This is a genomic window from Acidaminococcus sp. CAG:542 (genome assembly GCF_000437815.1).
Lineage (GTDB): Bacteria > Bacillota > Negativicutes > Acidaminococcales > Acidaminococcaceae > Acidaminococcus.
Genome location: NZ_FR902022.1, coordinates 1 through 13811, shown reverse-complemented (window position 1 = coordinate 13811; position 13811 = coordinate 1). Strand labels below are relative to the sequence as shown.

The window sequence follows — 13811 nt, the reverse complement described above, 5'->3', positions numbered from 1 at the left end:
GGCTTGCCCCTGGCAGATTGTGCTATAATATTCTGTATAAACAGTTTTTTTGCTCCAACCGTCTGCAGTTTCTGTCTGAAAGGGAGGAAGATATCGTGGGACTCAGGAAATTCAGCTTTAATTTTGGCAGGACCACCCAGGAAGTGGAACTGCCGGAGGAACGGATCAGCAGCATCATCGAAGGCCGTCCGGTGCCGGCGGTGGATGTGGAGCAGGCCACCCTGGAGGCCATGCGCCATCCCATCGGCTGCCGGCCTCTCCAGGAAATGTTCGGGAAAGGGGACAAGGTCTGCCTGGTCATCGCCGATGTGACCCGTTCCTGGAACCGGTCTTCTGAATATGTGATCCATGTGGTCAATGAACTGAACCTGGCCGGGGTGCCGGATGAGGACATGTACATTGTCTTTGCCCAGGGAACCCACCGGGAGCAGACTCCGGAGGAAAATGTCCGGGTGGTGGGCGAAGAAGTGGCCCGGCGGATCCGGATGTACCAGCACCACTGCCGGAACAACGATGAACTGACCTGTGTGGGGACCACCCGGTTCGGGACCCGTGTGATGCTGAACAAGCGGGTGGTGGAAGCGGACAAGATCGTGATCATCGACGGCATCACCGCCCATCTTTTTGCCGGCTATGGGGGCGGCCGGAAACTGCTCCTGCCCGGGGTGGCCGGCTGGGATACCATCCAGGAGAACCACTGCCATGCCCTGGCGGACCATTTTGGGGACGGCATCAACCCCAAGACCCGGAACGGAGTACTCCAGGACAACCCGGTGAACTACGATATGCTGGATGCCATGGAGATGGTCAAGCCCACGTTCCTGGTCCATTCCATCATCAACAATGAAGGGAAAATCTGCCGCATGGTGGCCGGTGATCCCTACCAGGCCTGGCTGGAAGGGACCCGGATCTGCCATGACAACCAAGCGGTCTCTTTCAAGGCCCGGGCGGATGTGACCTTTGCCTGTGCCGGGGGCTATCCCAAGGATGTATCCCTGTATCAGGGCTGCAAATGCTATGATCCGGCAGATGTGACCACCAAACCGGGGGGCATCATCATCGCCATCATGGAGGCCAGTGACCTGTACGAACCGCCGGAATATCTGGGCAGTTTCAAGTATGACAGCGAGAAGGACATGGAAAAGGCCCTGCGGGAGAATTTCAGCATTCCCTTCTTTGTGGCGTTCAACCTGTTCTGCATGACCCACCGGTACACCATCTACCTGGTGACGAAAAAGGAGAATTTCGACGCCATCCGGAAGACCAATCAGATCCCCTGCGCCACGGTGGCCGAAGCCTGGGAAAAGGCCCAGGCCCAGCTGGCCCGGGAGGGGAAGAAGGACTATACCCTGAACCTCATCCCTCACTGCGGAGGGGTCATTGCGGAGGAGCCGGAGAAATAGATGAAAAACTCTTCATCTAGCCCGCGACCCGCGACTCAAGGCCCGCGACAAAAAAGGCACCGCAAACGCGGTGCCTTTTGTCATTTCTTTGCATTCTTCGTCATTTCGTCGGTGGCGGTGCGGATGATGGCGGCCAGCAGGGTGTCGGAATCGTATTCCGTGCTGGTCCGTGCATCGGTGACCTGGTAGATGGCCTGACCGTTCTTGGTGGCCAGGAAGGTGACGCCTGCGTAAGCGGTTTCCCCCTTGGCCAGCTTGTTCCCTTTCCGGGCAGCGGGCTCGGTACCGTCAGCGGTCTCGATCCCCACCGGGTTCACCTGGACCTGGAGGGTGATGGTGTTCCGGAGCTTCTTGTCCGGCAGCATCACCGGGTTGCTGTATACGGTGACCCCTTCTTTCTTGAAGTCCCGCTGGAGGGTCAGCAGGGTCTTCCGGACCGCATCGTCGTCCCGGGTAAAGGCGGGATGGGCTTTCCGGAAGTCCGTATCCTGCCGGGAAAGATCCTTCAGATACACGACTTTCACATTTTTAAAAGCAAAGGTGCTGCTCTTCCAGCCGCTGCGTTCCGCGCCTGCCGTCAGGGGCAGGGCCAGCAGAGTCAGGAGCAGGGTGGCCATAGCCAGGAATTTTTTCATGGGTGTTCCTCCTCTTAGGTTCTGTCTTCCCATTTTACAACGGATGGGGACAGCTTTCAACGGCTTTTCGTTTTGACTAACCTGGGGAATCGGGCTATAATTTGTAGAGTTATCTTGTATCCGCTGTGGGTACAGTGCAGGAAACGGAGGAAATCCTATGCCAATACCTCTTGTGGTGTGGGCGGCTGCCGGGATCGGCGCTGCCGGACTGAAACTGTATAAAAGTGCCACCAGCTCTGAAAACATGGTGAAAAATGCCATTGAACGGTATAATGAAGAAAGGTTCAAGTTCTACAAGGTGCTGGAGCAGCTGACTCCGGAAGTGGAAGAACTGGGCCGTCTGAAGCTCCATATCTGGGGCTGCTACGACAAGGTCTTTGCCATCCTGGACAAGATCGAGAACAAACCGGGCCATTATACCTACAAGACCCATAAGAATCTCCATCTGCTGCCCCAGGATGTGCGGAAGCTGAAACGGATCCGCCGGGTGGTGGACCGGATCCAGGAAAAGAAACTGGATACGGAAGGCACCGGGATGCTGACGGTGGTGGCTCTCCAGGGGGGAGCGGCCAGTTCCTACAGCCAGTCGGAACTGGAACGGGACGAGGCCAAGCTGGTGATGGAACAGATCATGGACCAGCCTCTGTACACTTCAGAAGTGACGGCCCTGGATGAAATGAGCGTGCTGGAATCCATCATGTGCTTCCCCAAGGTGCTGCGGCCCGGGTATTTTTCCGACAAGGACGGGTCCAAAATGACCAAGGATGAGGCGGTCCATTTCAAGACGGATACGGATACCCAGTCCCTGCTCCTGGCGGATGCGGAGGCCCGGGGGGAACGGCTGCTGGAAGTGGTCCGCCATGTGTACAAGACCACCGAGACCCTGAAAAATGAACAGCGGGAGCAGATCCAGTTCTTCCAGCGGCTGCTCCTGGAAAAGACCGATTACCAGACATTTACCCTGGAGGAAAAGGACCGTCTGAACTTCCTGGTGGCCCTGGGCTTTGTGCTCCGGGAACTGGCACGGACGGATATTGTGCTGAAAAACGGCAGCATGGCCATCCTGAACCGAAGCGGCCTGCGGGTGCCCCTGGGCAAGGCCCAGGACCTGCTGCCCATGGAAAACCTGGCTCTTTTGGATGAGAACGACTAATTGTGGGGAGGAACCATCATGATCAGTACCAAAGCGTTTAAAGCCTATGACATCCGGGGCATCGTCCCCAGCGAAGTGAACGAAGACCTGGCTTACCGGCTGGGACGGGCCCTGGCCTGGAAGCTCCAGGCCAAAGAACTGGTGGTGGGCCATGACATCCGGCTCAGCGGACCGGCCCTCAGCGAAGCGGCGGTAAAGGGCATGCGGGATGCCGGGGCCAATGTCCAGGATCTGGGCCAGTGCGGCACGGAAATGATCTATTTCGCCACCGCCCACCTGAAAACCGATGGGGGTATGATGATCACCGCCAGCCACAACCCCAAGGACTACAATGGCATGAAGCTGGTCCGTTCCGAAGCCCGGCCCATTTCTGCGGATACGGGGCTGAAGGACCTGGCGGAACTGGTGGCAGCGGAAGACTTCGAGACCCGGGTGCCCAAGGCGGCGGAACCGGGAACCTACAAAAAAGTGGATATCGTCCCCAGCTATGTGGACCATCTTCTTTCCTATATCAATGTAAAGAGCCTGCTGCCTCTCAAGATCGTGGCCAACCCGGGGAACGGGGGCGCCGGTCCCATTGTGAAGGAACTGGCAAAGCACCTGCCCTGCCAGTTCATCATGATTAATGATACCCCGGACGGCACTTTCCCCAACGGGGTGCCCAACCCGCTCTTGCCGGAAAACCGGGCAGCCACCTCGGACGCTGTGAAAAAGAACGGGGCCGACCTGGGGATTGCCTGGGACGGGGACTTCGACCGGTGCTTCTTCTTTGACGAAAACGGCCGGTTCATCGAAGGGTATTATCTGGTGGGGCTCTTTGCCCAGTACTTCCTCCAGAAGCATCCCGGCAGCAAGATTCTTTACGATCCCCGGCTCACCTGGAATACGGAAGACATCATTGCCCGGTACGACGGCCAGCCGGTACGGTGCAAGAGCGGCCACGCCTTCATCAAGGAATGCATGCGCCGGCAGGGTGTGCTGTACGGGGGCGAAATGAGCGCCCACCATTATTTCCGGGATTTCTCCTACTGCGACAGCGGGATGATCCCCTGGCTGCTGCTGATCTCCCTTCTGTCCACTTCCGGCATGACCCTGTCCCAGCTGGTGGATGCCCGGATCAGCGAGTATCCCTGCAGCGGGGAAATCAACCTGAAGGTGAAGGATGCGGACGAAGTGCTGGAACGGCTGTCCAAGCATTTCCGTTCCGGGATCCAGGACCGGATGGACGGGCTCAGCGTGGTGTACAATGAATGGCGGTTCAACCTGCGGAAATCCAACACGGAACCGGTGGTGCGGCTGAATGTGGAAACCCGGGGGGACAAGGATCTGCTGAAACAGAAGACCCGGGAAATGCTGGATCTGATCGGCGGAGAAAGAGCATAGGAGGCAAAACGGATGAATGTACTGGTAACAGGGGGAGCCGGCTATATCGGCTCCCATGTGGTGGAAGAACTGACGGCCAACGGATATACGCCCATTGTCTATGACAATTTCAGCACCGGCCATGTGGATGCGGTGTCGGACAAGGTCCAGCTCATCGAAGGGGATATCCATGACTTCAACTTCCTGAAGCATATCCTGGGGGAATATGAAATCGACGGGGTCCTCCATTTTGCGGCCAGCAGCCAGGTGGGAGAATCCATGGTGAACCCGGGGAAATACTACTACAACAATGTGGCCGGCACCCTGGGGCTTTTGGATGCCATGCGGGAAGCGGGAGTGGAACAGCTGGTGTTCTCCTCCACAGCGGCTGTCTACGGGGAGCCGGCCCAGGTGCCCATTACGGAAGACATGCCTCTCCAGCCTACCAATGTGTACGGCCGGACCAAGCTGATGATCGAAAAGATGATGGAAGACTACAGCCATGCCTACGGCCTGCGCTATGTGGCCCTCCGGTACTTCAACGCCGCCGGGGCGTCCCTTTTGGGGAACATCGGGGAAGACCACCGGCCGGAGACCCATCTGATCCCTCTCATTATCCAGGCGGCCCTGGGCCAGCGGGAAAGCGTGTCCATTTTCGGCACGGATTATCCCACTCCTGACGGCACCTGCCTCCGGGACTACATCCATGTGAAGGATCTGGCCAGCGCCCATGTACTGGCCATGGACCATCTCCGGAACGGCGGGGACTGCCGAACTTACAACCTGGGAACGGAAAACGGCTTTTCCGTCCGGGAAATCATCGACGCGGTGAAGAAGGTCACGGGACGGAACTTTACAGTGAAGGAAGAGGCCCGGCGGGCAGGAGACCCGGCGAAACTGATCGCCTCTTCGGAAAAAATCAAGAAGGAGCTCCATTGGGAGCCCAAGCACAGCCAGATCGAAGAAATCGTGGAAACCGCCTGGCGGTGGCATGAAGGGCATCCCAAAGGATACGAGAAATAAGGAGTATGGATATTTTGGTGACCGTGGACGGCCTGAAAAAAAGTTTCGGCGTCCACGATATTTTTCAGAATGTAAGCTTTACCATCCGCCAGGGAGAAAAAGTGGGCCTGGTGGGGGTCAACGGCAGCGGGAAGACCACCCTGCTCCGGTGTCTGCTGAACCCGGATTTCGCCGACGGAGGGTCGGTGAAGTTCGCCGGGGAACTGCGGCTGGGGTATGTGGAACAGGGATTTGACGACTTCCGGGAGGAAACGGTCCGGGAGTTCATGCAGCACGCCTGCCCGGATATCCTGGACCTGCGGGAGAAGATGCGCCGGTTGGAGGAAGCCAGCGGCCGGGCCCAGGGAGAAGAGCTCCAGGGGATCCTGGACCAGTATGCCCGGACGGAAAGTCGGTATGCCCATCTGGATGGGTACCACTACGAAAGTAACATCAAACGAGTGCTGCTGGGGCTGGGGTATCCGGAAGACACCTGGCAGTGGCGGGCGGATAAGCTGTCCGGGGGACAGAAGACCCGGCTCCAGCTGGCGGCGGCCCTGGTGAATTCTCCGGACATGCTGATCCTGGACGAACCCACCAACCATCTGGACATCGTCATGAGCGAATGGCTGGAAAAGTACCTCCGGGAATTCCGGGGCGGGGTGCTGGTGATTTCCCATGACCGGGCCTTCCTGGACAATGTGGTGGAAGAGATCCTGGAAATGGAAGGGGGCACGATCCACCGGTTCAAGGGGAACTATTCCCGGTATCTGGAACAGAAGGAAATCCAGGTGCTGACCCAGACCCGGGCCTATGAGGCCCAGCAGGAATACATCGCCCGGCAGGAGGCCTACATCCGCCGGTTCAAGGCGGGGATCAAGAGCAAGATGGCCCGGGGCCGCCAGTCCCAGCTGGACCGGCTGGAGCGGATCGACGCCCCGGTCCAGGAGGAAGAGTTCCAGCTGCGGCTGCCCCATGCGGCGGAGTGCGCGGAAAAGGTGATCATGCTGGAACACCTGGATGTGGGGTATCCCCAGCATCTTTTGCTCCAGGATGTGGACCTGACCCTGCGCCGGGGAGAAAAGGTGGCCATCATCGGCCCCAACGGCTGCGGGAAATCCACCCTGCTGAAGACCATCCTCCAGGAACTGCCACCCCTTAAGGGGGAAGCCCGGATCGGGAACCGGGTGAAGATCGGCTATTTCTCCCAGAGCTATGAACGGCTGGACGAGAAACAGACCATTATGGAGAACTTCCTGACGGAATACGGGCTCACCGACGAACAGACCCGCCGTCTCCTGGGGAGCATGATGTTCCACGGGGAGGATGTGTTCAAGGTGATCGGGACTCTGTCCGGGGGCCAGAAGGCCCGGCTGGTGCTGCTGAAGCTGGTGCTGGACGGGGCCAACTGCCTGCTCCTGGACGAACCTACCAACCATCTGGACATCGCCGCCAAGGAGGCGGTGGAAGCGGCCCTGGAAACCTTTGACGGCACCGTGCTCCTGGTAAGCCACGACCGGTATCTGGTGAACGAGGTGGCCGGCCGGATCTGGGCGGTGGAAGAAGGCCATGTGACCGATTACAAAGGAAACTACGACTTCTATCTGGAAGAACGGGACAAGAACCGGAGCCGGGAAGGACAAACGGCTCCGGCGGTACCGGCTGCCTCCCGGAAGGAAGAAAAGCCGGCGTCCCAGGGAGCACAGGAACCGGCGGCCGCCAAACCGGCAGCCCCGGTGCCCCCTGCGGAAAAGAAAACGGAAAAGAAGCCCTACAGCCCGGCGGAAGCACAGAAACTGCTGCCCCAGGTGGAACTGAAGATCCGGGAATATGAAGCCCTCCAGAAGGTGCTCAGTGACAAAATCGCCGACCCGGCCAACCAGCAGGACCTGGAAACCAGCACCAGACTGGCGGAAGAGTACGCGGAACAGGACAAGATCCTGGATGGGCTTATGGAAAAATGGGAAAAACTCATGGAGTCACTGGAATGACAATCGACGAATTTCTGCATGCCCTGCAGCAGTTCCATGGGGACGGCTGCTTCAATCCCTGGGGGGAGTATGATCCCTCCTGCGATATCGGACCGGAAGCTCCGGTGATCCGGTCCGCCAATTTCCGCCGGTACCTCCAGCTCCGGCAACAGGCCCGGTTCCTGTTCATTGCGGAAGGGCTGGGATACCAGGGGGGCCATTTTTCCGGCATGGCCATGACCAGCGAACGGATCCTCCTGGGCCACCATCCTGCAGTGCGGCCGGAGGTGGTGCTGGGAGAAGGCTGGGATTACCGGCGGACCAGCAATCCGGACAGCCCTCTTTTGAACCGGAAACAGAAGGAGGAAGGGTTCAACGAACCCACCGCCACCATTATGTGGGGAGAACTGGCGGCCCAGGGGCTGGCTCCCTTCCAGACCATTTTGTGGAACATTTTCCCCTTCCATCCCTACAAGCCTTCCGGGATCCTCACCAACCGGACTCCCACGGGACCGGAACTGGATCAGGGAATCCGCTATGCCCGGATGCTCCTGGACCTGGTGCCCGGGCTCCAGGTGATCGCCATCGGACGGAAAAGCGCCGGTACCCTGGAGAAATACGGGGTGCCCTGTGCGGCGGTGCCCCATCCCTCCATGGGCGGGGCCAACCGGTTCCGGGCGGCGGTAGGGGCCCTTTTTGCCCAACCGAGGTGAAACTATGACCAAAAGTACCTTAGCATCCATGAGCAAGGAACAGGTGCTGAAAATCGCCCTGACCGCCGGAAAGATCCTGCTGGTCAGCGGGGCGGAGACCTACCGGGTGGAGGACACCATGCTGCGGATCTGCCACGAGGGAGGCATGAACACCATTGCGGCCTTCTGCACCCCTTCCCTGATCATGATCGGGGAGGAGACCATGGAAGGGGCCAGCCTCATGTACCGGGTGACCCACCGGGGGACGGATCTGACCCTCATCAGCGAAGTGAACGACATGAGCTTCCACATGCCCACCTGGGGAAAGAGCTTCCAGGACACCATGGCCATCCTGGAGGAGAAGACCATGCGGAAACCCCGTCCGGCCCGGGAGGAGATCTTCTGGTCCGGCCTGGCCGGGGCTTTCTTCGCCGTGGTGCTGGGAGGCGGTTATCTGGAATTTTTGGCGGCCCTGCTGGGGTCCCTGCTTTCCATGGCCTTTGTGAAGGCGGTGTCTCCCTTCCGGCCCAGCAGCTTCTGGGAGACCACCATGGCCGGGGCCATTATCTGTCTTACGGTGGTATTGTTCCGGATGGCCTGTCCGGACCTTGTGATGGAACTGGCCATTGCCGGGGGCGTGATGCCCTACCTGCCGGGGATGGCCTTTACCAACGGGATCCGGGATTTCATGGCCGGAGACCTGCTCAGCGGCACCTGCCGGGCCGGGGAAGCCATTTTCCTGGTGGGCGGGGTGGCCATCGGCATCGCCACCGTCCTGGGCGTACTGTACATGTAGGAGGCTTTTATGCCGCTGGCAGCAACCATTTTCATCAAAACCGTATTTTCCTTTTTTGCCACCGTGGCCTTCGGCAAACTGTTCAAATGCCCGGAAAGCTGCCTGTACAAGGCGGGGTTCGTGGGCATGGTGGGCTTCGGGGTGTACATCATCCTGTTGAGCGGCTTCGGCCTCAGCTCCATGCTCAGCAACTTTGCCGGCACCGTGGCCCTTTCCATCTGCAGCGAGATCTTTGCCCGCTGGTACCGGCAGCCGGTGCCCATCTTCTCCATTCCGGGGATCATCCCCCTGGTGCCCGGACTGCCCTTGTACCGGGCCATGAACTACACCATGCTCAATGCCTACAGCCTGGGGATGCACACCTTTGTGTCCGCCGCCCTGGATGCCACAGCCATTGCCATGGGGATCCTGCTGGTATCCGGCCTGGCCAAGGTGTACAAGACCAGCAAGAAGATGGTCCGGGACAAACGTCGGCACGGCCGTTGAGAAAAAACGGAAGACTGACTATAATACAGACAGGAAATGTGAAGGAGGAATGCCCAATGGCAGTATTCACGAAACGAGAAAAACAGGTGGTCAATAATCCAGGGACCGGGACCATCGAAAAGGAAATCCTCATGGACCCGTCCGCTTTCCAGGGGAACAATGACCTGTTCGCCCAGATCACCCTGCATCCGGGCTGTGCCGTCCCTGTCCATCAGCATCTGGGGAACAATGAGACCTACTACCTGCTCCAGGGAGAAGGGGAATACACCGACGAGGACAAGAAGCTGCCCGTAAAGGCCGGGGACGTGACCTTCTGCGCCGACGGAGGCACCCACGGCCTGAAGAACACCGGCAAGGAGGATCTGGTGTTCATCGCCCTGATCTGCAATACGCCGGGGTATAAGAGATAAGGATTGTCAATGGTCAATTGTCAACGGTCAATGGCCGGAGGAGGAAACCCGCTTTTGGCGGGTTTCTTTTTTTATTTGTAAAAAAAATGTGAACTCTTGTATAAAAAATGCATTTTTTTCGGCTGAATTGACCTTAAATCTGCGAAAATTTCCCTGCTTTACTGCGGTACCAGTGTCCGGGAAGCGAGGAAATTTCCCCTTGTTTACACTAAAAGAAACGCACGGAACTGTGTAAAGAAAGAAGCGCATAAAATGTGGCCGAAAACCGAAAAAAATCCCGAAAAAATATTGACATTGGCTGTCAGTAATGTTACAATACCACAGTGTCACAGAGGGGTAGTATGTCTTTTGGAGGTGTCAAATGTTTCTCGCAGACGTAAAAAACGGTTCGCCGGTTGTAGTCGGTGTGAAGCAGTCCCAAAAGGCCATTGCCCGGGATCGGGCCGCAGGAGTCCTGATCGCCCGGGATGCGGATGACCATGTAACAGGGCCTGTCAGGGACCTGTGTGAAGCCAAGAGCATCACAGTGGAAACTGTGGATACCATGCTGGAACTCGGCAAGGCCTGCGGCATCCATGTGGGAGCTTCCGTAGCCGCTGTGCTCAAAACCCGGTAGAATCTGCCGGAAACGGCAGATCTTCATAATCATTAAATCTTATTCTCGAGAAAGGAGGTGCCGGAATGCCTACAATCAACCAATTGGTTCGTAAAGGTAGACAAGTTATTACTCAAAAATCCACGGCGCCAGCATTGAAAAATTCACCGCAAAAACGCGGTGTCTGCACGAGAGTGTACACCACCACTCCGAAAAAACCTAACTCTGCTCTGCGGAAGGTTGCCCGTGTCCGTCTGACCAATGGGATTGAAGTCACTGCTTACATTCCTGGTATTGGCCACAATCTGCAGGAACACTCCGTTGTTCTGATCAGAGGCGGAAGAGTCAAGGATCTTCCCGGTGTTCGTTATCACATCATTCGCGGCGCATTGGATACCGCCGGTGTTGCTGACCGCAACCAGGGCCGTTCCAAATACGGTGCAAAACGCCCGAAAACAGCCAAGAAATAAGCTGCCTGCTGTAGAATGAGACAATAACGAAGGAGGAAATACAGATGCCGAGAAAAGGTCCTGTAACCAAAAGAGACGTATTACCGGATCCAGTATATGGTTCCAAACTGTTAACCAGATTCATCAACAAAATTATGCTCGACGGCAAAAAAGGTGTTGCTGAGCGTATCGTATATGACGCATTCGATCTGATCCATTCCAAGACCGGGAAGGATCCCATGGAAGTGTTCGACGCTGCCATGAAGAACGTAATGCCTGTCCTGGAAGTAAAAGCACGCCGGGTGGGCGGTGCCAACTACCAGGTTCCTGTGGAAGTCAGAGCTGACCGGAAAACCACTCTGGGTATCCGGTGGCTGGTCAACTATTCCCGCCTGCGCGGTGAAAAGACCATGTGCGAACGGGTTGCCGGCGAACTGATGGATGCCGCCAACAACACCGGCGCTTCCGTGAAGAAACGTGAAGACACGCACAAGATGGCTGAAGCAAACAGAGCTTTTGCTCACTATCGTTGGTAAGATTCCTTAAGGAGGAGTAATTCGTGGGTAGAGAGTTTCCCTTAGATAAAATTAGAAACATCGGTATCATGGCTCACATCGATGCCGGTAAAACTACGACCACGGAACGTATCCTGTTCTACACCGGCAAGACGCACAAGATCGGTGAAGTTCATGATGGGGCTGCCACCATGGACTGGATGGTCCAGGAACAAGAACGTGGTATTACGATTACTTCCGCTGCTACGACCTGCCATTGGAAAGGCCATTCCATTAACATCATCGACACCCCGGGGCACGTTGACTTCACCGTTGAAGTGGAACGTTCCCTGCGTGTACTGGATGGCTCTGTGGCTGTATTCAGCGCCAAAGGCGGTGTTGAACCCCAGTCCGAAACCGTATGGCGTCAGGCGGAAGAATACAACGTCCCCCGTATCGCTTATGTAAACAAGATGGATACCACCGGGGCTGACTTCTTCAACGTAATCCAGATGATGAAAGACCGTCTGGGTGCCAACGCAGTTGCCATTCAGGTTCCCATGGGCGCCGAAGACAGCTTCGTAGGCCTGATCGACCTGGTAAAGATGCAGGCCATCATTTACGGGGACAAGCTGGGCAAGGATGAAGAATTCGAACCCATCCCTGAAGAATACGTGGAAGAAGCCCAGAAATACCGCCAGATCCTGCTGGAAGCCGTTGCGGAAAGCGACGACGACCTGATGGAAAAATATCTGGAAGGTGAAGATCTGACCGAAGAAGAAATCAAAGGCGCCATCCGGAAGATGACCTGCCAGTGCAAGCTCTTCCCTGTGACCTGCGGTTCTTCCTACAAGAACAAAGGCGTACAGCCGCTGCTGGATGCCATCATCGACTACATGCCCTCTCCTCTGGATGTACCCGCCATCAAAGGGACCAACCCGGAAACCGGGGAAGAAGAAGAACGGCCTTCCGATGACAACGCTCCTTTCGCAGCTCTGGCCTTCAAGATCGCTACCGACCCCTATGTGGGCCGTCTGGCATTCTTCAGAGTGTACTCCGGTACCCTGACCGCCGGCTCCTATGTCTACAACTCCAACAAAGACAAGAGAGAACGGATCGGCCGTATCCTGCGGATGCACTCCAACCACAGAACGGAAATCGAAGAAGTATTTGCCGGGGACATTGCTGCTGCCGTAGGTCTGAAAGACACCGGTACCGGTGATACCCTGTGCGACGATAAAGCTCCCATCATCCTGGAATCCATGGTGTTCCCTGAACCGGTTATCTCCGTGGCCATCGAACCCAAGACCAAGGCTGACCAGGAAAAAATGGGCATCGCCCTGGGCAAGCTGGCTGAAGAAGACCCCACCTTCCGTGTCCGCACGGATCCGGAATCTTCCCAGACCATCATCTCCGGGATGGGCGAACTTCACCTGGACATCATCGTTGACCGGCTGAAGAGAGAATTCCATGTAGACTGCACCGTGGGCAACCCGCAGGTAGCTTACAGAGAAACCATCCGCAAGGAAGTGGAAAGCCAGGGTAAATTCGTACGGCAGTCCGGTGGTAAAGGGCAGTACGGCGATTGCTGGCTGAAACTGACTCCGCTGCAGCCGGGCGAAGGCTTCAAGTTCGAAAACAAGATCGTTGGCGGTGCCATTCCCAAGGAATACATCGCTCCTGTTGAAGCCGGTGTCAAGGAAGCTATGGAAAACGGTGTCATCGCCGGATATCCCATGGTGGATATCGGAGTTACCGTGTTCGACGGCTCCTACCACGAAGTCGACTCCTCTGAAATGGCATTTAAGATTGCCGGTTCCATGGGCTTCAAGAACGGTGCCCTGAAAGCAAACCCTGTTCTGCTGGAACCGTACATGAAAGTGGAAGTCACCATCCCTGAAGAGTACATGGGCGACGTTATCGGCGACCTGAACTCCCGCCGGGGCCGCATCGAAGGCATGGAAGCAAGAAGCGGTGCGCAGGTTATCACGGCTTATGTTCCCCTGTCCGAAATGTTCGGGTATGCAACGGACCTGCGTTCCAAGACCCAGGGCCGCGGCAACTACTCCATGGAAGTAGACCATTACGAAGAAGTTCCCAAGAACATCGCGGAAGCGATCATTGCCAAAAATAAGGGAACCGCACAGGACTAATGTCCTGGCATCACTAGGAGGATATCACAATGGCTAAAGAGAAATTTGAAAGAACCAAACCCCATGTTAACATTGGTACCATTGGTCACGTCGATCACGGCAAGACCACTCTGACTGCGGCTATCACCAAAGTCCTGTCCGAAACTCCGGGCTGCAAAGCCACTTTCGAAGCCTATGCCGATATCGATAAGGCTCCGGAAGAAAGAGAACG

General features: G+C 56.8%; 15 protein-coding genes. 14 read left to right on the top strand and 1 reads right to left on the bottom strand.

Annotation, left to right across the window (positions count from 1 at the left end; translation table 11 throughout):
* Window positions 1-95 precede the first annotated feature (95 nt).
* Window positions 96-1403, top strand: coding sequence for a nickel-dependent lactate racemase (gene larA, locus QVO43_RS01355; RefSeq protein ID WP_022486822.1), 1308 nt, complete (start codon window positions 96-98; stop codon window positions 1401-1403).
* 80 nt (window positions 1404-1483) lie between these two features.
* Here the strand turns inward: larA and QVO43_RS01350 are convergent, their stop codons facing one another.
* Window positions 1484-2038, bottom strand: a complete 555-nt coding sequence (locus tag QVO43_RS01350; RefSeq protein ID WP_022486821.1) for a hypothetical protein — start codon at window positions 2036-2038, stop codon at window positions 1484-1486.
* 157 nt (window positions 2039-2195) lie between these two features.
* On the opposite strand from QVO43_RS01350, the gene QVO43_RS01345 reads away from it, so the two are divergent.
* From QVO43_RS01345 to QVO43_RS01285, 13 genes are all read left to right on the top strand, one after another.
* The gene (locus QVO43_RS01345) at window positions 2196-3191 is read left to right on the top strand and encodes a hypothetical protein (RefSeq protein WP_022486820.1); all 996 of its coding nucleotides are present in this window, start codon (window positions 2196-2198) and stop codon (window positions 3189-3191) included.
* Window positions 3192-3209: 18 nt separating this feature from the next.
* Complete coding sequence (locus QVO43_RS01340) at window positions 3210-4574, top strand: phosphomannomutase/phosphoglucomutase (RefSeq protein ID WP_022486819.1); 1365 nt, start codon at window positions 3210-3212, stop codon at window positions 4572-4574.
* A 12-nt stretch (window positions 4575-4586) separates the two neighbouring features.
* The gene (galE, locus tag QVO43_RS01335; protein ID WP_022486818.1) at window positions 4587-5576 is read left to right on the top strand and encodes a UDP-glucose 4-epimerase GalE; all 990 of its coding nucleotides are present in this window, start codon (window positions 4587-4589) and stop codon (window positions 5574-5576) included.
* A gap of 5 nt (window positions 5577-5581) precedes the next feature.
* Complete coding sequence (locus QVO43_RS01330; RefSeq protein WP_288174291.1) at window positions 5582-7546, top strand: ABC-F family ATP-binding cassette domain-containing protein; 1965 nt, start codon at window positions 5582-5584, stop codon at window positions 7544-7546.
* A complete protein-coding gene (locus QVO43_RS01325) occupies window positions 7543-8238 on the top strand; it encodes a uracil-DNA glycosylase (protein ID WP_022486816.1) in 696 nt (231 codons plus the stop codon). Before QVO43_RS01330 ends, QVO43_RS01325 begins: the two co-directional genes overlap by 4 nt.
* A 4-nt stretch (window positions 8239-8242) precedes the next feature.
* On the top strand, window positions 8243-9013 hold the full coding sequence (locus QVO43_RS01320) for a threonine/serine ThrE exporter family protein (protein WP_022486815.1): 771 nt from the start codon (window positions 8243-8245) through the stop codon (window positions 9011-9013).
* A 9-nt stretch (window positions 9014-9022) separates the two neighbouring features.
* Window positions 9023-9499 carry a threonine/serine exporter family protein gene (locus QVO43_RS01315; protein WP_022486814.1) on the top strand — a complete coding sequence of 159 codons (477 nt, stop codon included), beginning with the start codon at window positions 9023-9025 and terminating at the stop codon, window positions 9497-9499.
* Window positions 9500-9555: 56 nt separating this feature from the next.
* Window positions 9556-9909, top strand: coding sequence for a cupin domain-containing protein (locus QVO43_RS01310; RefSeq protein WP_022486813.1), 354 nt, complete (start codon window positions 9556-9558; stop codon window positions 9907-9909).
* 361 nt (window positions 9910-10270) lie between these two features.
* Entirely contained in the window at window positions 10271-10525 is a 255-nt protein-coding gene (locus tag QVO43_RS01305) for a L7Ae/L30e/S12e/Gadd45 family ribosomal protein (protein ID WP_022486812.1), read from the top strand.
* 65 nt (window positions 10526-10590) lie between these two features.
* On the top strand, window positions 10591-10974 hold the full coding sequence (rpsL, locus tag QVO43_RS01300) for a 30S ribosomal protein S12 (protein WP_288174287.1): 384 nt from the start codon (window positions 10591-10593) through the stop codon (window positions 10972-10974).
* 44 nt (window positions 10975-11018) lie between these two features.
* A complete protein-coding gene (gene rpsG, locus QVO43_RS01295; protein WP_012939265.1) occupies window positions 11019-11489 on the top strand; it encodes a 30S ribosomal protein S7 in 471 nt (156 codons plus the stop codon).
* 23 nt (window positions 11490-11512) lie between these two features.
* Window positions 11513-13600 carry an elongation factor G gene (gene fusA / locus QVO43_RS01290; protein ID WP_022486811.1) on the top strand — a complete coding sequence of 696 codons (2088 nt, stop codon included), beginning with the start codon at window positions 11513-11515 and terminating at the stop codon, window positions 13598-13600.
* 29 nt (window positions 13601-13629) lie between these two features.
* On the top strand, window positions 13630-13811 hold a 182-nt coding region (locus QVO43_RS01285), incomplete at its 3' end, for a GTP-binding protein (RefSeq protein ID WP_288174282.1).

Bases quoted from the DNA above. Each gene is read 5' to 3' on its own strand.
- QVO43_RS01320 (WP_022486815.1), top strand. From the start codon at position 8,243: ATGACCAAAAGTACCTTAGCATCCATGAGCAAGGAACAGGTGCTGAAA.
- QVO43_RS01350 (WP_022486821.1), bottom strand. From the start codon at position 2,038: ATGAAAAAATTCCTGGCTATGGCCACCCTGCTCCTGACTCTGCTGGCC.
- QVO43_RS01330 (WP_288174291.1), top strand. From the start codon at position 5,582: ATGGATATTTTGGTGACCGTGGACGGCCTGAAAAAAAGTTTCGGCGTC.
- QVO43_RS01325 (WP_022486816.1), top strand. From the start codon at position 7,543: ATGACAATCGACGAATTTCTGCATGCCCTGCAGCAGTTCCATGGGGAC.
- QVO43_RS01315 (WP_022486814.1), top strand. From the start codon at position 9,023: ATGCCGCTGGCAGCAACCATTTTCATCAAAACCGTATTTTCCTTTTTT.
- rpsG (WP_012939265.1), top strand. From the start codon at position 11,019: ATGCCGAGAAAAGGTCCTGTAACCAAAAGAGACGTATTACCGGATCCA.
- QVO43_RS01305 (WP_022486812.1), top strand. From the start codon at position 10,271: ATGTTTCTCGCAGACGTAAAAAACGGTTCGCCGGTTGTAGTCGGTGTG.
- QVO43_RS01310 (WP_022486813.1), top strand. From the start codon at position 9,556: ATGGCAGTATTCACGAAACGAGAAAAACAGGTGGTCAATAATCCAGGG.
- rpsL (WP_288174287.1), top strand. From the start codon at position 10,591: ATGCCTACAATCAACCAATTGGTTCGTAAAGGTAGACAAGTTATTACT.
- galE (WP_022486818.1), top strand. From the start codon at position 4,587: ATGAATGTACTGGTAACAGGGGGAGCCGGCTATATCGGCTCCCATGTG.
- QVO43_RS01345 (WP_022486820.1), top strand. From the start codon at position 2,196: ATGCCAATACCTCTTGTGGTGTGGGCGGCTGCCGGGATCGGCGCTGCC.
- QVO43_RS01340 (WP_022486819.1), top strand. From the start codon at position 3,210: ATGATCAGTACCAAAGCGTTTAAAGCCTATGACATCCGGGGCATCGTC.